Source organism: Limnohabitans sp. G3-2, from assembly GCF_002778275.1.
Lineage (GTDB): Bacteria > Pseudomonadota > Gammaproteobacteria > Burkholderiales > Burkholderiaceae_C > Limnohabitans_A.
Genome location: NZ_NESG01000002.1, coordinates 291930 through 316520 on the forward strand (window position 1 = coordinate 291930; position 24591 = coordinate 316520).

At 61.3% G+C, this 24591-nt stretch carries 20 protein-coding genes and 1 pseudogene; 15 read left to right on the top strand and 6 right to left on the bottom strand.

Annotated elements, in window-relative coordinates; translation table 11 throughout:
- Positions 1 to 6: 6 nt before the first annotated feature.
- From B9Z31_RS03530 to glnE, 4 genes and pseudogenes are all read right to left on the bottom strand, one after another.
- Positions 7 to 388 (bottom strand): annotated as a pseudogene (locus tag B9Z31_RS03530) (SDR family oxidoreductase).
- The gene (locus B9Z31_RS03535) at positions 385 to 3492 is read right to left on the bottom strand and encodes an efflux RND transporter permease subunit (RefSeq protein ID WP_100118174.1); all 3108 of its coding nucleotides are present in this window, start codon (positions 3490 to 3492) and stop codon (positions 385 to 387) included. The pseudogene B9Z31_RS03530 and the gene B9Z31_RS03535 overlap by 4 nt, the downstream one beginning before the upstream one ends.
- A gap of 9 nt (positions 3493 to 3501) precedes the next feature.
- Entirely contained in the window at positions 3502 to 4611 is a 1110-nt protein-coding gene (locus tag B9Z31_RS03540; RefSeq protein WP_100118175.1) for an efflux RND transporter periplasmic adaptor subunit, read from the bottom strand.
- Between the two features lie 102 nt (positions 4612 to 4713).
- Positions 4714 to 7440: a bifunctional [glutamate--ammonia ligase]-adenylyl-L-tyrosine phosphorylase/[glutamate--ammonia-ligase] adenylyltransferase gene (gene glnE, locus B9Z31_RS03545; protein WP_233200719.1), complete on the bottom strand. Its 2727-nt coding sequence runs from the start codon at positions 7438 to 7440 to the stop codon at positions 4714 to 4716.
- 58 nt (positions 7441 to 7498) lie between these two features.
- Here glnE and B9Z31_RS03550 point away from each other — a divergent pair, with 58 nt between their 5' ends.
- The 4 genes from B9Z31_RS03550 to B9Z31_RS03565 are packed head-to-tail and all read left to right on the top strand — an operon-like array spanning position 7499 to position 14900.
- Positions 7499 to 11563 (top strand): YhdP family protein, encoded by a 4065-nt coding sequence (locus B9Z31_RS03550; RefSeq protein WP_233200696.1) that lies wholly within the window; start codon positions 7499 to 7501, stop codon positions 11561 to 11563.
- Positions 11564 to 11568: 5 nt separating this feature from the next.
- Complete coding sequence (locus B9Z31_RS03555) at positions 11569 to 13656, top strand: sensor histidine kinase (RefSeq protein WP_100118178.1); 2088 nt, start codon at positions 11569 to 11571, stop codon at positions 13654 to 13656.
- A gap of 9 nt (positions 13657 to 13665) precedes the next feature.
- Positions 13666 to 14346: a response regulator transcription factor gene (locus B9Z31_RS03560; protein ID WP_100118179.1), complete on the top strand. Its 681-nt coding sequence runs from the start codon at positions 13666 to 13668 to the stop codon at positions 14344 to 14346.
- Positions 14343 to 14900, top strand: a complete 558-nt coding sequence (locus tag B9Z31_RS03565; protein WP_100118180.1) for a C40 family peptidase — start codon at positions 14343 to 14345, stop codon at positions 14898 to 14900. The genes B9Z31_RS03560 and B9Z31_RS03565 overlap by 4 nt, the downstream gene beginning before the upstream one ends.
- Positions 14901 to 14921: 21 nt before the next feature.
- On the opposite strand, the gene B9Z31_RS15530 is transcribed toward B9Z31_RS03565, so the two are convergent.
- Entirely contained in the window at positions 14922 to 15059 is a 138-nt protein-coding gene (locus tag B9Z31_RS15530) for a hypothetical protein (protein ID WP_199174426.1), read from the bottom strand.
- On the opposite strand from B9Z31_RS15530, the gene B9Z31_RS03570 reads away from it, so the two are divergent.
- The 4 genes from B9Z31_RS03570 (at position 15058) to B9Z31_RS03585 (ending at position 18561) form a co-directional block, all read left to right on the top strand.
- Positions 15058 to 16233 (top strand): murein transglycosylase A, encoded by a 1176-nt coding sequence (locus tag B9Z31_RS03570; RefSeq protein ID WP_233200699.1) that lies wholly within the window; start codon positions 15058 to 15060, stop codon positions 16231 to 16233. The two genes, B9Z31_RS15530 and B9Z31_RS03570, sit on opposite strands and share 2 nt — an antisense overlap.
- 19 nt (positions 16234 to 16252) lie before the next feature.
- Entirely contained in the window at positions 16253 to 16534 is a 282-nt protein-coding gene (locus B9Z31_RS03575) for a YkgJ family cysteine cluster protein (RefSeq protein WP_100118182.1), read from the top strand.
- A 73-nt stretch (positions 16535 to 16607) separates the two neighbouring features.
- Positions 16608 to 17393 (top strand): class II aldolase/adducin family protein, encoded by a 786-nt coding sequence (locus B9Z31_RS03580; RefSeq protein WP_100118183.1) that lies wholly within the window; start codon positions 16608 to 16610, stop codon positions 17391 to 17393.
- Positions 17394 to 17436: 43 nt separating this feature from the next.
- Positions 17437 to 18561 carry an alkene reductase gene (locus tag B9Z31_RS03585; protein ID WP_100118184.1) on the top strand — a complete coding sequence of 375 codons (1125 nt, stop codon included), beginning with the start codon at positions 17437 to 17439 and terminating at the stop codon, positions 18559 to 18561.
- A 13-nt stretch (positions 18562 to 18574) separates the two neighbouring features.
- Here the strand turns inward: B9Z31_RS03585 and B9Z31_RS03590 are convergent, their stop codons facing one another.
- Complete coding sequence (locus tag B9Z31_RS03590; RefSeq protein WP_100118185.1) at positions 18575 to 20782, bottom strand: cation-translocating P-type ATPase; 2208 nt, start codon at positions 20780 to 20782, stop codon at positions 18575 to 18577.
- 65 nt (positions 20783 to 20847) lie between these two features.
- Here B9Z31_RS03590 and B9Z31_RS03595 point away from each other — a divergent pair, with 65 nt between their 5' ends.
- The 7 genes from B9Z31_RS03595 to minE all read left to right on the top strand — a co-directional run bounded on the left by B9Z31_RS03595 (position 20848) and on the right by minE (position 24577).
- Positions 20848 to 21045, top strand: a complete 198-nt coding sequence (locus B9Z31_RS03595; RefSeq protein ID WP_100118186.1) for a heavy-metal-associated domain-containing protein — start codon at positions 20848 to 20850, stop codon at positions 21043 to 21045.
- Between the two features lie 25 nt (positions 21046 to 21070).
- Positions 21071 to 21265 (top strand): DUF2892 domain-containing protein, encoded by a 195-nt coding sequence (locus B9Z31_RS03600; RefSeq protein ID WP_100118187.1) that lies wholly within the window; start codon positions 21071 to 21073, stop codon positions 21263 to 21265.
- Positions 21266 to 21434: 169 nt separating this feature from the next.
- Positions 21435 to 22202 carry a DUF2189 domain-containing protein gene (locus B9Z31_RS03605; RefSeq protein ID WP_233200701.1) on the top strand — a complete coding sequence of 256 codons (768 nt, stop codon included), beginning with the start codon at positions 21435 to 21437 and terminating at the stop codon, positions 22200 to 22202.
- Positions 22202 to 22411, top strand: coding sequence for a DUF2788 domain-containing protein (locus B9Z31_RS03610; RefSeq protein WP_199174427.1), 210 nt, complete (start codon positions 22202 to 22204; stop codon positions 22409 to 22411). Before B9Z31_RS03605 ends, B9Z31_RS03610 begins: the two co-directional genes overlap by 1 nt.
- Before the next feature lie 285 nt (positions 22412 to 22696).
- A complete protein-coding gene (gene minC / locus B9Z31_RS03615; protein WP_100118190.1) occupies positions 22697 to 23467 on the top strand; it encodes a septum site-determining protein MinC in 771 nt (256 codons plus the stop codon).
- 30 nt (positions 23468 to 23497) lie between these two features.
- Entirely contained in the window at positions 23498 to 24313 is an 816-nt protein-coding gene (gene minD, locus B9Z31_RS03620; RefSeq protein ID WP_100118191.1) for a septum site-determining protein MinD, read from the top strand.
- Positions 24314 to 24316: 3 nt separating this feature from the next.
- The gene (gene minE, locus B9Z31_RS03625) at positions 24317 to 24577 is read left to right on the top strand and encodes a cell division topological specificity factor MinE (protein ID WP_090044154.1); all 261 of its coding nucleotides are present in this window, start codon (positions 24317 to 24319) and stop codon (positions 24575 to 24577) included.
- The last annotated feature ends 14 nt before the right edge of the window (positions 24578 to 24591 follow it).

Sequence of the window (24591 nt, forward strand, 5' to 3'; positions counted from 1 at the left end):
TGCGCTCTAAACCGAGCGCATCAAACCACCGTCCACCCGGATGTTCTGGCCCGTGATGTAGGCGGCGCCTTCTGAAGCCAAAAAAGCGATGGTCGCGGCCACTTCCTCGCTGGTGCCATAGCGCTGCATGGGCACGCTCTCGCGGCGCTCTTCTTTGGCGGGGAGGCTATCGATCCAGCCAGGCAAGACGTTGTTGATGCGCACATTGTGCGCAGCGTGCTCATCGGCAAACAGCTTGGTGAAAGCCGCCCAACTCACGCCCCAGCGCCTCGCCCTTGCCGGACGAGGACAAGACGGCCACCTGAAAGCCATCCTGAGCCAATCGGCGTGCCGCAGCCGCCCCCATGCCGCTGCCACCCCCCACCACCACCGCCACTTTGTTGCTCATGCTTTGCTCCTGGTGTGTGTGATTTTTCTGTACATCCGCCCGCTCCACTGACCCAAGTCATCCAAGTAAGTGAACACCACGGGCACCACCAACAAGCTGAGCACGGTGCTGGTGAGCAAGCCACCGATCACGGCGATCGCCATCGGTGAGCGGAAACTCGCGTCCGCTGCGCCCCAGCCCACCGCAATTGGCAGCATGCCTGCACCCATGGCAATCGTCGTCATGACAATCGGTCTGGCGCGTTTGTGGCAGGCGTCCAGGATGGCGTCCCAGCGGCTCATGGGGGCCACGGCAGCTTGGTCGCCCTCGGCCGCCTTGCCGCGCCGGGCTTCAATGGCGTACTCCACCAACAAGATGGAGTTTTTGGTGGCGATGCCCATGAGCATGATCAGGCCAATGAGCGAAGGCATGGAAAAGCTCTTTTGCGCGATCAACAAGCCCACAAAGGCACCCCCCAAAGACAGCGGCAGCGCCGCCAAGATCGTGATGGGGTGCAAGAAGCCTTTGAACAACAACACCAGCACGATGTAGATGCACAGCACGCCGATCATCATGGCCAGACCAAAGCTGGCAAAGAGTTCGCCCATGACTTCGGCGTCACCCACTTCCACCACCTTCACGCCCGGCGGCAGGGTTTGCAAGGCGGGCAGTTTTTGGACGGCTTGCGTCACGTCGCCCAGCGGCATGCCCGAGAGCTCGATTTCGAAGTTGATGTTGCGCTGGCGGTCGTAACGGTCAATCACCGCCGGGCCACCCGCCACCTCGATGCTGGCCACCTGGCCCAACATGACCGGGCCACGGCTGCCGGGCACCATCAGGCGCGCCAGCGTGCTCAGGTCGTGGCGGGATTCTTCGCCCAGTTTCACAACAATGGGCACCTGCCGCTCGGACAGGTTGAGTTTGGGCAAAGCCGCGTCGTAGTCGCCCAAAGTGGCCACACGCAAGGTGTCGCTGATGGCCGCGCTGGTCACGCCCAGGTCAGCGGCTTTGGCAAAGTCGGGGCGCACCGCGATCTCGGGGCGCACCAGACTGGCCGTGGAGGCAATCGAGCCCAGGCCTTGGATGGTGCGCAGGTCACGCTCGACCGACATGGCGGCGGTTTGCAGGGCCTGCGGATCTTCACCCGTGAGCACCAGCACGTATTTCTCACCCGAGCCGCCCAAGCCCACCTTGCTGCGCACACCAGGCAGTTGCTGCAAGGCGGTGCGGATGTCGTTTTCAATCGCTTGCTTGCGCGGCCGTGTGCCGCGCTCGCTCAGCTGAATGGTGAGCGTGGCCTTGCGCACTTCGGCGGCCCCACCGCCCGCAAACGGGTCACTGCCTGCACTGCCGCCGCCAATGGTGGTGTAGACGCTTTGGACGTCCTTCACCGTCATGAGCAGGGTGCGGGCGTGCTCGGCGCTGGCCTGGGTTTGCGCCAAGGTCGATCCCGGGGGCAGCTCCACATAAACCTGGGTTTGCGAGTTGTCGTCCGGCGGAATGAAGCCTTTGGGCAGCAAAGGCACCAGCATGATCGATCCGATGAAAAACAGCGTGGCCAGCACCATGGTGACCAAGCGGTGCTTCATGCACCAAGTGGCCCAAACCATGTAGCGCTTGAGCCAGCCCGGCTCGTGCGCGGCCGTGACGATGGGCTTCAAGATGTAAGCCGCCATCATGGGCGTGAGCACCCGTGCCACCACCAGCGAGGCGAACACCGCGAGTGACGCTGTCCAGCCAAACTGCTTGAAAAACTTGCCCGGAATGCCGCTCATGAAGGCCGTGGGCAAAAACACCGCGATCAAAGTGAAGGTGGTGGCGATCACGGCCAAACCGATCTCGTCGGCCGCTTCCATGGCCGCCTGGTACGGCGACTTGCCCATGCGCAAATGGCGCACGATGTTTTCCACCTCGACGATGGCGTCGTCCACCAGCACGCCGATCACCAAAGACAGCGCCAGCAAAGTCACCACGTTGATGGAAAAACCCAGATACGCCATGCCAATGAAGGCCGGGATGACGGACAGCGGCAAGGCCACCGCAGACACAAACGTCGCCCGCCAGTCGCGCAAGAACAACCACACCACCAGCACCGCCAACAGCGCGCCTTCGTAAAGCAAGACGAGCGAGCCGTCGTATTCCTCTTCCACCGGGGTCACGAAGTCAAAGGACTCGGTGATCTCGATGTCCGGGTTTTGCAAGCGGTATTCGGCCAGCGCCTGGCGCACCAAGCGGCCCACGGCCACTTCGCTCTCGCCTTTGCTGCGCACCACCTCAAAGCCGACCACGGGCACGCCGTCCAAGGTGGCGGCCGAGCGGGCATCGGCCAAGGTGTCACGCACCGTGGCCACCTGGTCCAGCCGGACCCGGCCACCGCGCGATGTGGCCAGCTCAATCTGGCCGACCTCTTGCGCGGTTTTCACGGTGGCCAGGGTGCGCACAGGCTGCTCGCCCACGCCCAAATCCATGCGCCCGCCCGAGCCTTCTTGCTGCACCTGCTTGAGTTGGCGGGAGACTTCGGCCGCCGTGATGCCCAGCGATTGCAAGCGGTTCACATCGAGCGCCACACGCACTTCGCGTGTCACGCCGCCCACGCGGTTGACCGCACCCACGCCGCGCAGCGACAAGAGCTTGCGGGTGATGTCTTTGTCCACCAACCAGGACAGGGCCTCGTCGTCCATGCGCGAGGAGCGCACGGTGTAGGCCAACACGGGCGAGCCGGCCAAGTTGAGCTTTTGCACCACCGGGTCGCGCAGGTCGCCGGGCAAATCGGCCCGCACGCCCTGAATGGCCGAGCGCACATCGTCCACCGCTTCTTGGGTGGGCTTTTCCATGCGGAACTCGGCGGTGATCGACACCACGCCGTCTTGCACCTTGGTGGTGATGTGTTTGAGCCCTTGCAAGGGCGCCAGCGCGTTTTCGAGCTTGCGGGCCACATCGGTTTCAAGCTGAGAGGGCGCCGCGCCTGGCAGGCTGGCGGTCACGGTGATGGTGGGCACGTCCAGGTCCGGAAAGTTTTGCACTTTCATGGACCCAAAGGCGATGAAGCCGGCCACCGTCAGCAGCACAAACAGCATGACGGCCGGAATGGGGTTGCGGATCGACCATGAAGAGACGTTGAGCATGACGTCCCTTTATTTGCTGGCAGGCGTTGGCACGGGGGCATCCACCACGCGCACCGTGTCGCCGTGGTTGAGGAATGCACCACCACTGGCCACCACACGGGCATCGGCTTTCAAGCCGCTCACCACCTCCACGCGGCCCCCGCTTTGGCGTCCGGTTTGTACCTTGATCTGGCTGACTTTTTGCTCGCCCCCGACGGTGTAGACATAACTGAAACCATCGCGCACCACCACCGCCGTTTGCGGCACCGTGAGCGCCTGGCTTTGGCCCAGCGCAATCTCGCCTTGGGCATACATGCCTGCGCGCGCGCTGCCCGTCTGCGCGAGCAAGTCCACATACACCAGCGCGTTGCGGGTTTGCGCATCGACCGATGGCGCCACCATGCGCACTTTGCCTTGCAGCTGCTGGCCACTGGCCGCCGTGATCTGCACAGGCGCACCCACCTGGATGCGGCCCAGCTCGGCTGCCGTCACTTCAGCGCGCCACTCGATGCGGCCTTGGCGAATCAGCCTGAACAACTCGGTGCCCGCGCCCACCACACTGCCCACAGTGGCCTGCCGGGCAGAGATCACGCCCGCATCGGGTGCGCGCACCTGGGTTTGCGACAGGCGCACGTTGTGCAGCTGCACCAGGGCGCGGGCGGACTGCACACGGGCCACCGCCGAGGCTTGCGCCGCCAATGCCTGACTGAGCTGAGCGGCACTGAAAAAGCCTTGCTGCTGCAGGCTGCGCGCCCGCTCGGCTTGGGCCTTGGCTTCTTCGGCGCTGGCGTTGGCTTCGGCCCATGCCGCTTCGGCTTGCGCCAATTCGGCTTGCAAGCTGTCGGCTTGCAACACCGCCAGCACATCGCCGCGCAGCACCCGGTCGCCAACGTTCACGCGCACCTCGTTGATCTTGAGGCCATTGGCCTCGGCCCCGATGATGGCTTCTTGCCAAGCAACCAGGTTGCCATTGGCGCTGATTTTTTGCGCCATGCTGCTCGCTTGCGGGGTGGTGACCGTGACCGTCAAACTGGGCTTGCTGACTGCGCTGGCCGGGCGCTCATCAGCCGCCCATGCGACGCTGCCGCCGCCCAGCGCAACACACACCCAAACCGCCAAACCGCCACCCACTTTTTTCATGACACTTCTCATTGTTGAACGCCCCTTTGGCGTCTCAAGAGTTTAGCGGTTGAACATGACCGTCGGGGGTTTATACCTGCCAATCAAGGGGTGTAAGCAGGCTCATTGCATGATGATTTGCCAGACTTTCAAGACCGCATCACGCTCAGAGGTCAATTGCGCCATGGGGACATCGGTGGGCTCTTCGTTCAGCCGAGCATGGTGTTGGACCCGGCGCATTTCTCTGTAGGCATTGGCCGCAGCCTCGCCCACCCCATCGGGCAGCAAGCCCACGGTTTGCGCACGTTGCAGCAGTGCAATATTGCCCACATTGGCCGCCAACTCGGGGTGCGCTGCGGTGTGCAACAGCACCAAAAACTGGACGGCAAACTCGGCATCCACCATGGCACCCGGGCTGTGCTTGACATCGAAGCGATCGGCCTTGACCGGATGACCTTGGCGTACCCGCTCGCGCATGGCCACAATTTCGGCTTTCAAACTGGCGGCGTCACGGTGCGCTCCAATGACCGCGCAGCGCACGGCGTCAAACCGGGCCGCCAAGCTGGGCAGGCCCATGACAAAGCGGGCCCGTGTCATGGCCTGGTGCTCCCATGTCCAGGCGGTGTTGCTGCCGCGTTGCTGCTGGTAGTCGGCATAGGCTTCAAAACGTGTCACCAGCAGACCCGAGTTGCCATTGGGGCGCAGTGCGGTATCGATCTCGTACAAATCACCTTCGGCGGTTTTGACCGTCATCCAATTGATCAACTTGCGCACATAGTTGGCATAGATTTCCTGGGCGCGTTCGTCTTCGTCTTCGTACACAAACACGATGTCCAGGTCACTGCCATAACCCAACTCCTTGCCGCCCAACTTGCCGTACGCAATGATGGCGATCGCGGGCTCTTCGCGGTGCCTGTTTTTCAGCCGCCCCCAACACCAGCGCGCCGTCACACGCAGCACGGCGTCGGCCAGGGCGCTCAGGTCGTCGGCCACTTGCTCCACCGTGAGCACCCCTTCCACGTCACGCGCCAGTGTTCGGAACTGCTCGGCATGGTGGGCGCGGCGCAGCAAATTGAGCAAGCTTTCCTCGTCATCTTCGCCCGTGCGTTGCAGGGCCAGCAAGCGGGCCTGTAACTCGCCTTCAAATTCGGTGGCATCAAAGCGGCTGTCAAACAGATTGCCGCCCGCCAGCTCATCGATCACTCCCGGGTGCTGCAGCAAGTAGCGGGCGGGCCACTTGGCCGCGCCCAAAAGGCGCAACAAGCGCTCGTGAACCGACGGCCGCTCGAGCATGAGGGCCAGGTAACTTTCGCGGCGCAGCAAGGGCTCGATCCAGTCGACCATGCGCAGCACGGCTTCCTCGCTCACGCGGCCCACCGCCAACCACTGGGCCGTGCGTTGCAACAAACGCATCAAGCGGCCCCGCGCGTCGTCGCGCAAGGCTTGCACGCGTGGGTTGTCTGCCCACAGCGCCAAACGCTCACGCACCACGCCATGGAACTCGGTCAGCACCGCATCCAGTTCGGCAGGTTCACGCGTGTTTTTACCGCTTTTGCTGTTGCAGGTTTTGCAATCGCGGTCTCCGCCCAACAAGGTGTCGAACTCTTGCGCCACCACTTCGCGGTGCGCATCCAAGTCCACGAGAAATGCCCCGGTATCGGTGTAGGCCATCGTCTGCGCAATCCAGGCCAAGTCGTCGTCGCGGGTGGGCAACACATGGGTTTGCTGGTCATCCAGGTACTGGATGCGGTGCTCCACCTGGCGCAAAAACACATAGGCCGCGCCCAGCGCTGTGGCGGTGCTCTGCGGCATGAGCCCGGCTTTGGCCACGCGTTGCAAGGCGTCCAGGGTGGGGCGGGTGCGCAGCTCCGGAAACTGACCGCCTCGCACCACCTGCAAAAGCTGAACGGTGAATTCGATCTCGCGGATGCCACCGCGCGACAGTTTCACGTCGTTGGCGCGTTCGGGATGGCCCGCGCTGCGCTTGGAGGCGTGGTCACGGATTTGTTGGTGCAGCGTGCGCAGCGACTCAAAGACGTTGTAGTCGAGGTAGCGCCGGAACACAAAAGGCAGCACCACGCTGCGCAGCGCCTGGGCTGAACCATTGAGCACCGCACTGCGTGGGGCCACCACGCGGCTTTTCATCCAGGCAAAGCGCTCCCATTCGCGGCCTTGCACGAGCAAATACTCCTCCAGCGCATCGAGCGACACCACGCTGGGGCCAGAGTTGCCGTTGGGGCGCAGCGCCAGGTCCACCCGGAACACAAAGCCATGCTCGGTGGTCTCGCCAATGAGCGCGTACATGCGCTTGACGGCGCGGGTGAAGTACTCCTGACACGAGACTTTGTTTCGCCCTTCGCTGTTGCCCAAACTCTGGCCGTCTTGGTCGTAGACATAAATCAGGTCAATGTCACTCGACACATTCAGCTCGCGGGCGCCCAACTTGCCCATGCCAACGATCCACATCTCGGCACGTTGGCCATCGGCTTTGGTGGGCGCGCCGTGCAGTGCGTCCAAATCTGCCGACACCCTCTGCCAAGCGATGTCGAGCGTGACCTCGGCCAGCCAAGTCATGCCGTAAGTGACGGTTTGCAGGTCCGCTTTGCCCGAACAATCCAGCCAAGCCAGGCGCTCCAGCGTGAGTTGACGCAAGACGCGCAAGGCGGCGCTGGTGTCCAGCCCTTTGGCGACCAAGGCGTCGTAGGCGGCGCTCAAGCTGTCGGAGGTGGGTGGGCCAGGGGGCAAAAGTGGCAACTCAGCGCCATAACGGCGGTGCAGGCGCTGCAGAAAGCGAGAATACAGCGGCAAATCGTCCAGGCCGACATCATTTGTGGCGGTGATCACGTCCATCGGCTGGCTGCGGGTCATAATTCCTGCTGACTTTCTAATTCAAATGGTTGCGCCGTCCTTGCCACTTCTCCCCCGCCTGGTCCATGTGCTGTCGCGCTTTGTGCGGCTGATCGCGTGGCTCTTGTTGTGCGTGGGTCTTGTGCTGGGCATGGGCTGGGCAACCCTGCATTTTTGGATTGTGCCGCGAATCGGCGAGCACCGCCCAGCCTTGGAGCGCTTGGCCCAGCAAACCCTCGGGGTTCCGGTTCGCATCGGCCACATCTCGGCCGAATCGACCGGCTGGGCCCCTTCTTTTGAATTGCGCGACATCGCTTTGCTGGACCCCGAAGGCCGCACCGCTTTGAGCCTGCCCAAGGTGTGGGTCGCCATCAGCGTGCGCTCGGTGATGGGTCTGAAGTTGGAGCAACTGGTCTTGGATGCGCCCGATCTGGACATCCGCCTCTTGGCCAATGGCCAATGGCGCATCGCTGGGCTCGATCTGGAACAAAGTTCCAGCGGCGACAACGCGGTCACCGATTGGTTGTTCGCCCAACGCGAAGTGATTGTGCGCGGCGGCACCGTGCACTGGACGCAAGAAAAGCCAAGCGCTTCTGCCGCTTCTGCCGCGCCCCAAACGCTGTCCCTGCGGGATGTGGATGTCTTGTTGCGCAATTCGTCCCGGTACCACGATGTCCGTGTGGACGCCACCCCGCCCGAAGCGGATGGTCAGCGCTTCTTCACCGTGGGTCGCTTCAAGCGCAATTTGCTGTCGCTGCATCCAGGTCGGTGGGCCGACTGGACAGGGCAGGTGTATGCCTATTTTCCGCACGTCGATGTGGCGCAATTGGGCAAGCACTTGCCACTCCAGACCCCATTGGCCTCTGGCCAAGGCAGCCTGCGCTTGTGGAACGACGTGGCCCAAGGGCAATGGGTGGGTGGCCTGGCCGATGTCAACCTCACCGGGCTGCAGGCGGCATGGGCCCCCGACAAAGCCCCTCTGGGGTTTGAACGCTTGTCCGGACGTTTGGCCGCCAAGGTCAGCCCACTGGGTTTTGAAGTCTCGACCCAGCAACTGGCTTTTGTGAGCGATCAAGGCTTGGCATGGCCTGGCGGCAATGTGGCCTTGAGCTTCACCCACCCTCAAGGCAAATCCCCCGCCCAAGGTCAGCTGCAAGCCGATCAACTGGACCTCAGGGCGCTGCGCGACATCGCCTTGCGCATGCCTTTGCCAGAAACTTGGCGGCAGCGCTTGCAGCTGCAAACCGTCCGAGGTCAGGTGGATGCACTCCAATGGCGCTGGCAAGGTGATTGGGAAAAACCCCTCACTTACGACGCGCAAATGTCGGTGCAAAACCTGTCGCTCCCAACGCCTGAAGTCAAGCCCGCACAGCCAGCGATCCGCTGGCCCGGCATGCAGGGGGCCAACGTCAAACTCAAACTGAACCAAGACGGTGGCCGCATCGATGTGGACATGGGTGCAGAGGGGGCCGTCTTTTTGCCCGGCATTTTGGATGAACCCGATGTGCCCGTGCAGAGCTTGCACGCGCACGCATTGGTCAAACAAAAAGCGGGGCAGTGGCATGTGCCCGAGTGGAAACTGCAGGTCAGCAACGCAGACCTCCAAGGCGAGTGGCAAGGGCAGTGGCATCCCAGCGCCCAAGGCGAGGGGCCGGGCCAATTGGACCTGCAGGGCAAAATCAAACAAGTCAATGCGTCCAGGGCATACCGCTATTTGCCTTTGACGCTGCCCAAAGACGTGCGCCAATACGTGCGCGACGCGGTGCGCAAAGGGGTGTATTCAGATGTCCAAATAAAGGTCAAAGGGGACTTGGCGAAACTGCCCTTCGCCAACCCCAAAGATGGCGAATTCCGCTTCTCTGGTCGCATTCAAGACGTCGAGCTGGACTACTTGCCAGCAGCCCTGCTGCCAGCCCAAAGCCTGCCTTGGCCTCGCTTGCACCAACTGACGGGCCAGCTGGTATTTGACCGCTTGGGCATGAAGCTGAGCAAGGCCTCCGCACGGGTCGACGACGCACGGTCTGGCCTGACTTTGAACGACGGCGAAGTCGAGATCGCCAACATGGCCAATGCGGCCGTATTGAACGTTTCGGCCGAATACAAAGGCCCGGCCAATCTGGTGCTGGGCTTGGTCCAAAAGTCCCCTTTGGATGCCCTGTTGTCGGGCGCCTTGCGACAAACACAGGCCACAGGCAACGTGCAAACCCGCTTCAAGTTGACGGTGCCCTTGCTCAACCCGGTCAACACCAAGGTGCAAGGCACCGTGGCGCTGGCCGGTAACGATGTGCGCATGACGCCTGACACGCCCTTGCTGGAAAAACTCCAAGGCAACGTGCAATTCACCGAGTCGGGCTTCAGCCTGAATGGTGCACAAGCGAGGCTGCTGGGCGGCACGGTTCGCATCGAAGGGGGCATGCGGCCCATGCCAGGCGGCTCTGGCGCAGCGAGCAATGAGCTCAGCTTGCAGTTGCGTGCACAAGGCCAAGTGAGCGCCGAAGGACTGCGTCAAGCCAAAGAACTGGCGCCGCTGAATGAATGGGCCCAACAAGCCAGTGGCGCCACCAGCTACAGCGCACAACTGGGCTGGCGGCAAGGACAACCGGAAATCACGCTGCAAAGCCAGCTGGACGGTCTGTCGCTGAATTTGCCGGCGCCCTTGGGCAAATCTGCGGCGACCCTTGTGCCCATCTCTTTGCGCACGCGTGTGAGCGGCGCCGGCAGCAGTCTGCGGGAGCAAATGCAACTGGAATGGGGGCGCATCGCTTCTGCCCACTATGTGCGGGACTTGTCGGGCAAAGCACCCGTGGTGCTGCGCGGCAGTTTGACCTTGGGTTTGCCCGCCTCCCAAGCCCCGGCCATGCCAGCCTCTGGCGTGAGCGCCACGGTGGCACTCGATCAGCTGTTGCTGGACGATTGGCAAAATCTCCTGCCCCAAGACCCCAACCCCGCGACGCGCTCAGGCAGCGCAGCGGTCAGCAGTTGGGAAGCCTATGCGCCCACGCGCATAGGCCTGCAAGCCAACACCATCCAAGCCGACGGCCGCACTTTGCACCAGGTGGTCGCAGGGGGCTTGCGTGAAGGCAACACCTGGCGCGTGAACGTCGATGCACGCGAACTCAATGGCCATGTGGTCTACCGTCAGCCCTCGGGCGATCAATTGGGTCACCTGTTCGCCCGCTTGTCGCGCCTGAACTTGCCGCCCTCGAGCGTATCCGATGTCGAGGGCCTTCTAGAGGCCCCGCCCGTCAGTTTGCCGTCGCTCGACATCGTGGTGGAACAACTCGAGTTGCGGGGCAAAAAACTCGGCCGTGTCGAAATTGAAGCCCTCAACCCAGAGCAACCCAGATCACGCGCCAGGGCGGCAGCCGAATGGCAGTTGAGCAAACTCAACGTCACCTTGCCCGAAGCCACTTTGCGCAGCACCGGGCGATGGCTCAAAACCTCGGAAGGCAACGCACAACGCAAAACGGAAATGAACTTCAAGCTGGACGTTTCCGATGCGGGCGCATTGTTGACGCGCCTGGGCACGCCCGATGCTTTGCGCGGGGGCTCGGGGCAACTCGAGGGCGTGGTGTCTTGGCAAGGCTCGCCCTTGGCTTTGCACTACCCCAGCCTGTCCGGCCAATTTGGCGTCAGCATGGGTCGCGGTCAGTTCCTCAAAGCCGATGCGGGTGCGGCCAAATTGCTCGGCGTCTTGAGCCTGCAGGCCTTGCCGCGTCGTTTGCTGCTGGATTTTCGCGACGTGTTCTACGAAGGTTTTGCCTTTGATTCGGTGCGCGGGGATGTCACCATTGCACAGGGGATAGCCCAGACCCGAAACATGCAAATCAAAGGGGTCAATGCGCTGGTGCAACTCGACGGCTCGGCCGACATTGCCCAAGAAACCCAAAAATTACGGGTGGTGATTTTGCCCTCGCTGGATGCGGGCACGGCCTCCTTGGTCGCAGGCATCGCGGTCAATCCCGTGGTGGGCCTCACGGCTTTTTTGGCCCAATTGTTTTTGCAAAAGCCCTTGATCAAAGTGAACACCCAAGAGTTTCTGATCGATGGCAGCTGGGCGGACCCCCGGGTGACCAAGGTCAACAGTGACGGCAAAGCGTCTCCTGCTGACGCCACCTCTCCTTGAAACCCATGAACCCGCTTGGCGTCACCCGCCCACTGACGGCCCAGAGACGGTTTCTGAACCAGGCCCGCGCCAAGCTCGACGAATCATTGCCATGGGATTCGGGGCGTCGCTCCTTGTGGGCTGCGCTGATTGCCTTGGTGTTGGCGGTCTTGGTCACGCTGGTCTGGCTGGCAGGGCGTTATGAGGCCAGCCAAGTGCAAGCCGAATTGGAACAAGACACTAGCAACGCGGTGGGCGACTTGCGTGGCGGCTTGCAGCGCCAAGTGCAGGCCTTGCAGGCCCTGCAATCGGCCCATTTTTCCCCGCCCGACTGGCAAACCAGGGCACTGGAATTGCTGCGTGACAACCGGGACTGGTTGCGCGTGGAGTGGCGTGACCCATCATGGCAGCTCCAAGCTTTTGCCGACTCGCCTTTGCGCGCGCCGGCATTTGAACGCATTGCCCGCAGCGACGTGCTCAACGATGCCAACCAAGCCTGCCAGCGAACCAAGCGACTCAATGGCCCCGCCTACTCCAGCACGTATTTTTTACCCCAAAGCGATGGCCTGGGCATGGAGGTGATGGAGCTGTGCTTGCCTGTGATGCAAGCGGGAGATCTTCTGGGCTACATGGTGGTGACCTACAGTTTGCAGGAATTGCTGACCGAGCGACTGGGCGCCACTTTTGGGCGCAAAAACGAGTTGTCCTTCATCGAGCCCGATGGCACAAGGCTGGCGATCGCGGGCACGCAAAGACGCGAGCAGCGCATCTTCACCAGTCAGCAGTTGGTTGATTTGCCGGGCAACACTTTGCTGCTGCGCATGGACGGGCGTCGCGGCGCGCCGGACTTGTTTCCGAACGTCTTGACGGCCTTGGTCACGGGCATGTCGATCGCGCTGATCACGGTGATGGTGCTGCTCACCAAAGACGCCCGAAGGCGGCAAAAAGCAGAACGTGATCTGGCGGAAGCATTGGCTTTTCGCAAAGCCATGGAGGACTCGCTGGTCACCGGGCTTCGGGCCCGGGACCTGAATGGCTGCATCACCTATGTGAACCCTGCGTTTTGCCAAATGGTCGGATGGGAAGCCGAAGCCCTCATTGGAAAAAATGCACCCATGCCCTACTGGCCGCCCGAGATGGTCGACGAATACCAGCAGCGTCAGGCGATTCGCATGGCGGGCAATGTGCCACCACGGGAAGGTTTTGAGTCGGTGTTCATGCGGCAAGACGGTGAACGCTTTCCGGTGCTCATCATCGAAGCCCCGCTGATCAGTGTGCAAGGCGAGCAAACCGGGTGGATGGGGGCCGTGATCGACATCAGTGAGCAGCGCCGCATTGAGGAAGTGTCCCGTGCCAGTCAAGAACGGCTGCAAGCCACCGCCCGTTTGGCCACCGTGGGTGAGATGGCGTCCTTGCTCAGCCATGAACTGAACCAGCCCCTGGCGGCCATTGCCAGTTACGCCAACGGTTCGCTCAACCTGCTCCAAGACCCGCAAGCCGTGCCGCAAACCTTGGACGATGTGCACATGGCCTTGCGGCGCATCGCCGAACAGGCCGAACGGGCCGGTCGGGTCATCAACAGCGTGCACGACTTTGTGCGCAGACGCGACCAAAGCCGAGAACCGGTGCCCCCTCACGCCCTGCTCGATGCCATCGCACCCCTCATGAACCTGCAAGCTCGCAAACTGCAAGTGCGGGTGCACATGCGGGTTGAGCCCGGCTTGCCTTCTGTCTGGTGCGACCGCACCATGGTTGAGCAAGTTTTGCTCAATTTGGCACGCAATGGCATGCAAGCCATGGACACGCCGCCATGCCTGGACCGGGTCTTGGTGCTGCAAGTGCGGCGGACCCTGACACACGCCGAAGATGCGGGCGTTGAGTTCAGCGTCACCGATCTGGGCGCGGGCATCGGAGCCGATGTGGCAGCGCAATTGTTCAACCCCTTTTTCACCACCAAGCCCGAAGGCATGGGGCTGGGTCTGAGCCTGTGCCGAACCGTCGTTGAACAACATGGGGGGCAATTGGAGTTTGAAGAACTGCAGCCCAAAGGCACGGTATTTCGCTTCACATTGCCTGTGGCCGACAGCGGCAAGCCCAGCTTGTCCAAGGCCTAAAATCGACGCATGCAACTTCCTTTTGACAGCATGGTCTACATCGTGGACGACGACATCGGCGTGCGTGAAGGCATGGCCTGGTTGCTGCGCACACGGCGCTTGCTGAGCGAGTCGTATGACAGCGCCGAAGCGTTTTGGGACATGCTGCAAACCACCCTGCCCAGTCCATGGCCTGCCGCAGCCCCCACACCCAGCCATTTGCCCATGGCCTTGCCCCGGCAAGCGGGTTGCATTTTGCTGGACGTGCGCATGCCCGGCATGAGTGGTCTGGCCCTGTTTGAACAGCTTCAAGCCAGCGGCATCGCACAAGCTTGGCCCGTGATTTTTTTGACCGGCCACGCGGACGTCCCGACCGCAGTGGACAGCGTCAAACGGGGCGCCTTTGATTTTTGCGAGAAGCCTTTTTCGGACAACGCTTTGGTCGACCGGGTTGAACAAGCACTGCTGCTGTCCGAAGAGCGCCTCAAAGCGCGCACGCAGCAAGCCTTTTTGCAGTCGCGCCTGGGTGAGTTGACCGAGCGCGAACGCGATGTGATGCGCTTGGTGGTGGAAGGTTTGCCCAACAAACTGATCGCCGACCAACTGGACATCAGCGTGCGCACGGTCGAGGTGCACCGCTCGCGCGTGTTTGACAAAATGGAAGTCAAGTCGGCGGTCGAATTGGCCAATTTGTTGCGGGCGCTGACATGATCCGCACCCAGGTGCCGCCCTTGAGAAACAGCGTGCGCCGCGCCCATCCGCACGCAGGCCTGCTTTTGGTGCTGGCCTTGTGCTTGTCAGGCTGCTCGGTCCCCCCGAAGTTGAGCGACAGCGCGCAAGCACCAACACCAGCGACAACGCCCGCGCACAGCCGCAGCACCTACCACCCCCAGCGCAACGACTTGGCCTTGTTCGCTTTGTCCTTGCTGGACACGCCTTACAGCTCGGGGGGTCGTGGGCCCGCCACAGGTTTTGACTGCTCCGGTTTGGTGTCGCATGTGTACCGCGAAGCCGCAGGTTTGCCCGTGCGCGGCAGCTCGGCCGATTTGGGCAAAAAATCACGGCCGGTCGAACGCGCGCACATCCAGCCTGGCGACTTGTTGTTCTTCAACACCTTGGGCGCGCGCCATTCGCATGTGGGCATCTATGTGGGCGACGGCCGTTTTGTGCATGCCAGCAACCCGCGAACAGGCGTTCGGGTCGACCAGCTGAGCAACCGCTATTACGCGCAGCGCTTCGAAGGGGCGGGCACGCTGCTGGACTGATGCGGCCCCCGCGCTGGACGGTCAGGGCGCTTTGTCCTCAGGGTCTTGGGGTTCGGCAGGCGGCAGCTCACCATTTTTGCGCCCAGAAAACATGGTCCACCACACGATCACGACGAACAGCAGCAAGGCCAACAAGGCTTCCAGCAAAATAAGCGCCATGAACACGTTCCCATTTCTTGGTTTGCACCGGACGGCCGCCAGCGCTTTGATCGCTGCGATTGTAGGCAGCCTCGTGGCCTGCTCGGTCGCGCCCGTGTGGGATGAACCCGAACCGCCACGGTCATCCGCCACCCCTCAGGCCACCAACGCACCCACGGTGGAACCCGGCCCTTTGCCACCGGTCATCACACAAGCCAAAAGCCGCTGGGTTCCCGTGCCTTGGTCGGACTTGCCGGGCCTGGAGACCGATGACCTGCAAGAAGCTTGGCCTGCCTGGTTGCAAAGCTGCACGCGACCCGCACCAGGTTGGGCGGCCTTGTGCCCCGACATCCGGCAATTGGCCAGTGCCCCAGCACCGGTGCAGCGGCAATGGATGCGGCAAAAGTTGCAAGCCTATCGGGTGGAGTCGCCCACGCCAGCTGGCAACGGTTTGTTGACCGCCTATTACGAACCCGTGCTGAACGCGCAGCGCCAAGCGCGGCCGGGCTTCCAAGTGCCGCTGTATGCCCCACCCGCGCAGCTGCAAACGCGCAAGCCCGGGTACACCCGCCAAGAGATGGAGACCGTGCCCGCCGCCCGCGCCGCATTGCGGGGGAAAGAGCTGGTGTATCTGGCCGACCCGGTGGACGCCATGGTGCTGCACATCCAAGGCTCAGGCCTGATCAACGTCACCGAGCGCGATGGCAGCCAACGCAGGGTGCGCCTGGCCTTTGCCGGCACCAACGACCAGCCTTACAAAAGCATCGGCCGCTGGCTGCTGGACCAAAACCTGATCCGCGACGCCTCTTGGCCAGGCATCAAGGCCTGGATAGACCGCAACCCCTCGCGGGTCAACGAGTTGCTGTGGCAAAACCCGCGCGTGGTGTTCTTCAAGGAAGAAACACTGCCCGCAGGCGGGGTGCCACCGGGCCCCAAAGGCGCGCAAGGCGTGCCCCTCACCGCAGGCCGCTCGATCGCGGTGGACCGGGGCAGCATCCCTTACGGCACACCCGTTTGGCTCAAATCCAACGGCCCCCAAACCAACTTGGATCGCTTGGTGCTGGCCCAAGACACCGGCACCGCCATCGTGGGTGCCGTGCGGGCCGACTATTACGCAGGCTCTGGGCCCGAAGCCGGTGAGTTGGCCGGGCGCGTGAAACAGCCCTTGCAACTGTGGGCCTTGTGGCCACGCTGAACCCGATGCCTTTGACCGGATGACTTTCACCTGCCGCCCCGGCTGCGCCGCTTGCTGCACCGCACCCTCTATCTCATCGCCCATCCCCGGCATGCCCCAAGGCAAACCCGCGGGCGTGCCCTGCATCCAACTCGACGAGCAGCTGCGGTGCAAAATTTTTGGCCACCCAGAGCGCCCAGCGGTGTGCGGTCAATTGCAAGCTTCGGCAGAGATGTGCGGGCCTGTGGACGATCAAGGGGCTTTTGCCCGTGTCTACCTGATGCAGCTGGAAGACCTCACGCGGCCGGGGAGCCCCAACTGAGCCAGTCACCAACACGTCATGGCGCTCGGCGGTTCATGGGTAAGCTGAATTTTTTGACCTTGGGAGCACCGCCATGGCGTTTGAGATTCCTTCCTTGAAAGACAGCGTTCACCCCGACGAATGGCAGCTGCGGCTGGACTTGGCGGCGTGCTATCGGCTGGTGGCGCTGTACGGCTGGAGCGACTTGGTGTTCACCCACATCAGCGCCAAACTGCCGCATTCGGTGGCGGGCGATGACCACCAGTTTTTGATCAACCCCTACGGCCTGATGTTCGACGAGATCACCGCGTCCAGCTTGGTGAAAGTGGACATGCAGTGCAACAAACTGCACGACAGCCCTTTCCCGGTCAACCCGGCGGGCTTTGTGATCCACAGCGCCGTGCACGAGGCCCGGCCCGATGCCGGTTGCGTGCTGCACACCCACACGCGCGCTGGGGTGGCGGTGAGTGCACAGGCGCATGGCGTGCTGCCCATCAGCCAACAAAGCACGTTTGTGCTGGCTTCGCTGGCCTACCACGGCTACGAGGGCGTGGCCATTCGCGATGACGAAAAGCTGCGCCTGCAAGCCGACTTGGGTGATGCCAATTACCTGATGCTGCGCAACCACGGCCTGCTGACGGTGGGCAAAACCATTGCCGATGCGTTTTTGTCGATGTACACGTTTGAGAACACCTGCCGCATCCAGGTCGACGCCCTGGCCGGACAGTCAGGCCCGAAAGACCTCACCGCTGTGAACCCTCAAATTCTGGACGGCGTGGCCAATGCCATGCGGGTGCAAACCGGGGGCTTGGGCGGCGCGTTTGTTTGGCCATCGTTGCTGCGCAAACTGCAGCGCGAAAGCCCCGATTACGCACTTTGAGCTGCTGCGCCCCTGTGCTTCGGATGACCTTTGAATGGAATTTATGAACGCCTTGTTTGAACCCTGCCAAGTCGGCAGCATCGCTTTGGCCTCGCGCATCGTGATGGCTCCACTCACCCGCAACCGCGCACCGGGCTCGCTGGCCAACGCCCGCATGGCCACCTATTACCGCCAACGCGCCAACCCGGCCACGGGGGCGGGGCTCATCATCACCGAGGCCACGGCCATCAGCCACCAAGGCCAGGGCTACGCGGATGTGCCCGGCATTTGGAGCGATGCGCAAGTGGCCTCTTGGAAGCAAGTGACCGACGCTGTTCACGCCGAAGGCGGCAAGATCGTGATGCAGCTGTGGCATGTGGGCCGCGTCTCGCACACCAGCTTGCAGCCCGGTGGCGCGGCACCTGTGGCGCCATCGGCCCTGACGGCCCAAACCAAGACCGTGCTGCTGGTGGACGGCCAGGCCCAATTTGAGCCCGTGTCCGCGCCGCGTGCGCTTGAGGCCGCCGAACTGCCAGGCATCGTGCAAGACTACCGCCGAGCAGCGGCCAACGCCATCGCCGCTGGGTTTGACGGTGTCGAGGTGCACGCGGCCAATGGCTACCTCATCGACCAATTCATGCGCAGCAGCAGCAACCACCGCACAGACCTGTATGGCGGCTCGGTTGAGAACCGCGCCCGCTTTTTGCAAGAGGTGGTGCACGCCATCGTGGCCGAGATCGGTGGCGCGCGCACGGGCATCCGCCTCTCACCCGTGACACCCGCCAACGGGGTGAGCGATGACCTGCCCCAGCCCTTGTTTGAGCATGTGGCGCGCTTGTTGGGCCCCATGGATTTGGCTTTTGTGCATGTGATCGAGGGCTCGACAGGCGCTGCGCGTGACCACCAGCAAGGCGAGAAAGCCTTTGACTACGCCGCCTTGCGACAGGCCTACACCCAAGCGGGCGGACGGGGGGCCTGGATGCTGAACAACGGCTACGACCTGGCCTTGGCGGATCAGTCATTGGCCCGCGGTGCGGACCTGATCGCTTTTGGCCGCCCCTTCATCGCCAACCCCGATTTGGGTGCCCGCCTGCGCCAAGGCGGCCCCTTCAACACCCCCGACCGCGCCACCTTTTACGGCGGGGGGGATGCAGGGTATACCGACTACCCCTTCCTACCCACAGCTTGACGCAAACGGGTGCTCAGGGTTTCCAGCGTTTGAGCAGCAAAGCATTGGCCATGACGCTCACCGAGCTGAGCGCCATGGCCGCGCCCGCCATCATGGGGTTGAGGTAACCCAAGGCGGCCAAAGGGATGCCCGCCACGTTGTAGGCAAAAGCCCAAAAGAGGTTCTGCCGGATCTTGGCCACGGTGCGGGCCGAGATGTCGAGCGCCGCGCCCACCAAGGCTACATCGCCACGCATGAGGGTGATGCCCGCCGCATGCATGGCCACATCGGTGCCGTTGCCCATGGCCATGCCCACATCGGCGGCGGCCAAGGCCGGTGCATCGTTCACCCCGTCGCCCACCATGGCCACCACCTGGCCAGCCGCACGCAGTTTTTGCACCTGCGCCGACTTGTCAGCGGGCAGCACATCGGCCAACACCTCGCCCATTTCGGGGCGCAAGCCCAAGCGGCGTGCCATGGCTTGCGCGGCGGCTGGGTTGTCACCCGAGATCATCACCAGCTTCAGGCCGCGCTCGCGCAGTGCGCTCAAGGCTTGCGCAGCGCCCGCTTTGGGCTCGTCGCCAAAACCCATGAGCAACAGGGCCTGCAAGCCGGCATCGGTGCGCTCGGCCAAAGCCGACAGACTGGCACCTTGCGCGCCCAACGCGTCGATGTCTTGCTGCCAAATGCCGATGTCCAAGCCTTCGTCTTGGAGCCAGCGCAAACTGCCCAAGAGCAGCTGCCGGCCGTCCACTTTGGCCAGCACGCCTTTGCCCGGCACCGCTTGCACGTCTTGGGCGGTGGGGCCTGTCAGGCCCTGCGCCTGGGCGGCACCCACCACCGCTCGCGCCAAAGGGTGTTCACTGCCGCTTTGCACCCGTGCGGCCAGGGCCAGGGCCATTTGGGCATCGTGTCCTGGAGAGGGCACATGGGCCAACAAACGCGGCTGGCCCACGGTGAGCGTGCCGGTTTTGTCAAAGGCCACGGTTTGCACGCGGTGCGCCAACTCCAGTGCCTGCACGTCTTTGATCAAAATGCCGTGCTTGGCCGCCACACCGGTGCCCGCCATGATGGCCACGGGTGTGGCCAGACCCAGGGCGCAGGGGCAGGCAATGACGAGCACCGCGACAGCGTGGATGAGCGCCGTTTCAAAATGGGCCCCCATCACCATCCATGCACCGAAGGTGAGCAAGGCGATCAGCAGCACCACGGGCACAAACACTTCGGCCACTTGGTCCACCAAGCGCTGAATGGGCGCTTTGGCCGCTTGCGCATCTTCTACCAGGCGAATGATGCGCGAGAGCACGGTTTCGTGGCCCACGGCGGTGACGCGCATGAGCACACGCCCTTCGCCATTGATGGCGCCGCCCGTCAAGGCGGCACCGGGCGCTTTGACCACAGGCAAGGGCTCCCCAGTCAGCATGGATTCGTCCACCTGGGTTTGGCCTTCGACCAGTTCGCCGTCCAGCGGAAAACGTTCCCCGGGCCGAACCACAATGCGGTCGCCCACCAGGATTTCATCTACTGGCACATCGACTTCGCCGTCTTCGCCCAAGCAATGGGCTGTGTTTGGGCGCAAGGCGTGCAAGGCGCGAATCGCCTCGGTGGTCTGGCGCTTGGCACGTGTTTCCAGCCATTTGCCGAGCATCACCAAAGTGATGACCACAGCCGAACCCTCAAAGTACAGATGCGGCGCATGGCCCTCATGCGCCGTGAGCCACAACCAGACCGACAGGGCCCACGCTGCGGTGGTGCCCAAGGCCACCAACACATCCATATTGCCCGTGAGCGCCTTCAGGGCGTGCCAACCTGCTTTGTAAAAACGTGCGCCCAACACAAATTGCACGGGCGTCGCCAGGGCAAATTGCAGCCAAGCCGGCAGCATCACATGCTGTCCCCACAGCTCCGCCAGCATGGGCAAAACCAAGGGCATGGTCAGCAACAGGCCCATGCCCACCGGCATGAAGCCCGCCCAAGGTGTGTCTCGGCCTGCATCGGCTTGTGCTTCGGGTGTGCGGGGCTCGTAGCCCGCATCGCGCACGACTCGGCGCAAGCGTGCGTCGGTCACGTCGGCTGAAGCGACTTCGATGCGGGCCGATTCGGTGGCCAAGTTGACCGTGGCGCTGAGCACGCCGGGCATTTTTTTCAGCGCTTTTTCGACCCGCGCCACACACGATGCGCAGGTCATGCCACCGATGCCCATGTCGTGGGTGATGGGAGATTCGATCTTGATCTGTGTCATGGCATGAAGCCCTTATTGGTCTATGCTTTGACGAACGTTCAACAACCCATTGGAAGTGATCCATCATGAACCACATTTTCACTGTTGAAGGCATGAGCTGTGGCCACTGCGAAAAAGCCGTCACCAAAGCTTTGTTGTCTTTGGATGCACAAGCCAAGGTTGTGATCGACCGCACACACAACTCCGTGCAAGTGGATTCCGACATGGACCGCGAGGCTTTGGCCCAGGCCATTGCCGATGAAGGTTACCGCGTCAGCGCCTGAATTTTTAACCCAACGGGAGTTTCACATGAGCAAAAACATTGGCAACATCGAACGCATCATCCGAATCGTGGGCGGTCTCGTCTTGATCGCTTTGGCCGCGACCAATACCGTGGGCGTTTGGGGTTGGGTGGGCCTGGTGCCATTGGCCACAGGCTTGACGGGTTGGTGCCCGCCCTACAGCTTGCTGGGCATCAACACATGCAAAAACAAAAACACCTGATAACGAACAAGTGGCTGATGACTGATTTTCAAGATTGACACAGGTCAATCTTGTTGGCGCTGCACATGGGTAAGCTGTATGCATGCGCGAACCATCACCCCCACCGCCAAAACCAACACGCCCTGAGCTGTTTTTACCGCCCATCTTGCCCCTCCTGAAAGACCAGCCCATGCAATGGCTGGCTTTGGGTTTCAAAGATTTGGCACGCTCACCCCTGTTGAGCATGCTGCATGGCTTGGTTCTGGCTGTGCTGGGGGGCCTCATCACCTGGGCAGCACACGATCGCTTTTGGTTGCTGGCGGGCTCTATGTCTGGCTTCATGGTGGTTGCACCGGTTTTGGCCACCAGTTTGTACGCGATGAGCCGAGCCATGGAGCGGGGTGAAAAAGTTGATTTGCAACTGTTGGTCAACACCTGGACCCAGTGGCAGATGCGCTTGCGGCGTGAACCCGACAGTTATTGGAGCCTGATCCGTTTCGGCTTGTTGTTGGGGCTTGCGGCCACAGGCTGGGTCATCACCTCGGCCGCCTTGATCACTTTGTTGGCGCCTGTACCGATCCATACACCGCTCGATTTCATCCGCCATGTCGTTTTGGCCAAGCAAGGCCATTTGTTCGAGATGTGGGTGGGTTTGGGCGCCATGATGGCCTTGCCCATGTTTGCCTCGAGTGTCATTTCCATGCCATTGCTGCTGGACCGCCGCGTCACCGTGTTGCAAGCGGTGCTGACCAGCTGGAAAGCGGTGCTGACGCACCCCTTCCAGATGACTTTTTGGGCATTTCTCATTGTGGGCTTCAGCTTGCTGGGCATTTGTTCCTTGTTCTTGGGTTTGATTTTGGTGGTCCCCATGCTTGGCCACGGCAGCTGGCACGCCTATCGCCACATGGTGGATGTGTCCGATTTGGGTGAACGCCTCACCGAGCAAGGTGAGCGCTGATGTTCGGATTCAGCGAAGAACAATTTGCCTGGTTCGGCCTGACCATTGGTGTTGGGGCCTTCATGCTCTACATGCTTTTCATCATTGCGCAGTTGGCCTGGGAATCCAAAGCCGGAAAATTTGGAACTTTTGTTATTTTTTTAGGCTTAGCTTTTGGCATGCTGGGTTTTGTGGCCAAAGGGGTCATCCAATGGCTGATCGGTGGCTGAAATCAGCCCGGGATAAAGCTGTGGATAAAAAACATGAAAGAGCAGGGTTATCCACAGCTTGGTCTGTCGTGGCCAAGTTGTTCATTTTGACGAGACAGCAAAAAACCAGACTCACACACACCCTTGAAAGCAGGATAAGTCTATGTCAGTACTCAATAAAAATGACTTGTGCACAGAAGAAGCCTGGCCTTACTACTACGACTATTTAAAGATATAAAACCATAGAGAGATAGCAAAAAAGAAGTGCGCTGTTAAGATTTGCACCTTTCCATCCCAGTCTGCACCATGGCGATCGTTTCAGAAGACCCTTCTCAACCCTGTTACGACATCAAAAGCGCTGATTTGTCCTTGTTGGCTTTGTTGCTCAAGACGACGGACATTTCCGCTGTGGCTTTGGCATTGAAGCAGCAGTTGGCGGAGACACCTGCTTTTTTTGAGCAAGACCCTGTCGTGGTGGATGTGAGTGCTTTGGGTCTAGAAGCCGATCAAACACTGGACTTGTCGGCTTTGATGGCTGTTTTGCGTGAACACCAATTGGTCCCCTTGGCCATCAAAGGAGCCCATGAGGCGCTTTTGGCGCAAGCCAAGGGTCTGGGCTTGGTGGATGCAACAGACGCCCGAATTCGGCGCTCTGTGCCCCTTGAACAGCCCTCTGCGCCAGAGACTGCACCTGCCCCCATCGTTGCACAGCCCGCCACGGTGGCCCCATGGGGTGCGATGGTCATTGACAAACCATTGCGATCCGGTCAGCAGGTGTACGCCAAAGGCCGTGATTTGGTTGTTTTGGCCATGGTCAACGCCGGTGCCGAAGTGATTGCCGATGGGCATATCCATGTTTATGGTGCATTGCGTGGCAAAGCCATTGCAGGTGCACGCGGCAACACACAAGCGCAAATTTTTGCCCAAGTGATGGAGCCCGAATTGATTTCCATCGCGGGTGTTTACCGCACCAGCGAAAATGCTTTACCCAAAGATGTTCTGGGCCAGGTGGCCCAGGTGTGTTTGCAATCTGGCCCCGATGGGGACAAATTGCTCATCACAGCCCTCAAGTCCTGATTTTTCAATCGCGTCCAAGAAAGTTTTTCCATGGCAAAAATCGTTGTTGTGACCTCTGGCAAAGGCGGCGTGGGTAAAACCACGACCAGTGCCAGTTTCGCTACCGGCCTGGCCCTGCGGGGCTTCAAAACCGCTGTCATTGACTTTGATGTGGGTCTGCGCAATCTGGACCTGATCATGGGCTGTGAGCGTCGTGTGGTGTATGACCTGATCAATGTGATCCAGGGCGAAGCCAATTTGAACCAAGCCCTCATCAAAGACAAACAGTGCGAGAACTTGTTTGTGCTGGCAGCTTCGCAAACCCGTGACAAAGACGCTTTGTCGCAAGAGGGTGTCGAAAAGGTTTTGAACGACCTGAGTGGCATGGGTTTCGAGTACATCGTCTGCGACTCGCCTGCGGGCATCGAGACGGGTGCCCTGATGGCCATGCACTTTGCCGATGAGGCCTTGGTGGTGACCAACCCCGAAGTGTCTTCGGTGCGCGATTCCGACCGCATTTTGGGCATGTTGGGCAGCAAAACCAAACGCGCCATCGAGGGTTCAGAACCCATCAAAGAACACCTGTTGATCACCCGGTACAACCCCAACCGGGTGGAAGAAGGACAGATGTTGTCCTTGCAAGACATTCAGGACATCTTGCGCATCAAGTTGTTGGGTGTGATTCCTGAAAGCGAAAACGTCTTGCAGGCTTCGAACCAAGGCACACCTGCGATCCACATGGCCAACAGCGATGTGTCGGAAGCCTACAAAGACGTGATCGATCGATTCTTGGGTGAAGACAAGCCCATGCGTTTCATCGAAGCGGAAAAGCCTGGTTTCTTCAAACGTTTGTTTGGAGGCAAGTGAGCCATGTCCTTTCTTTCCTTCCTGCTGGGTGAAAAGAAGAAAACCGCCAGCGTTGCCAAAGAGCGCTTGCAGATCATCTTGGCCCATGAGCGCAGCGGTCGCAACGTGGCCGAACCCGATTACTTGCCCGATCTGCAACGTGAGTTGGTCGCGGTGATCAGCAAGTACATCAAAATCAATCCCAACGACATCAAAGTCAATTTGGAACGTCAGGACAATCTGGAAGTGCTCGAAGTCAAAATCGAACTGCCAGACGCGCGCTGAATTTGTTTCGGCCC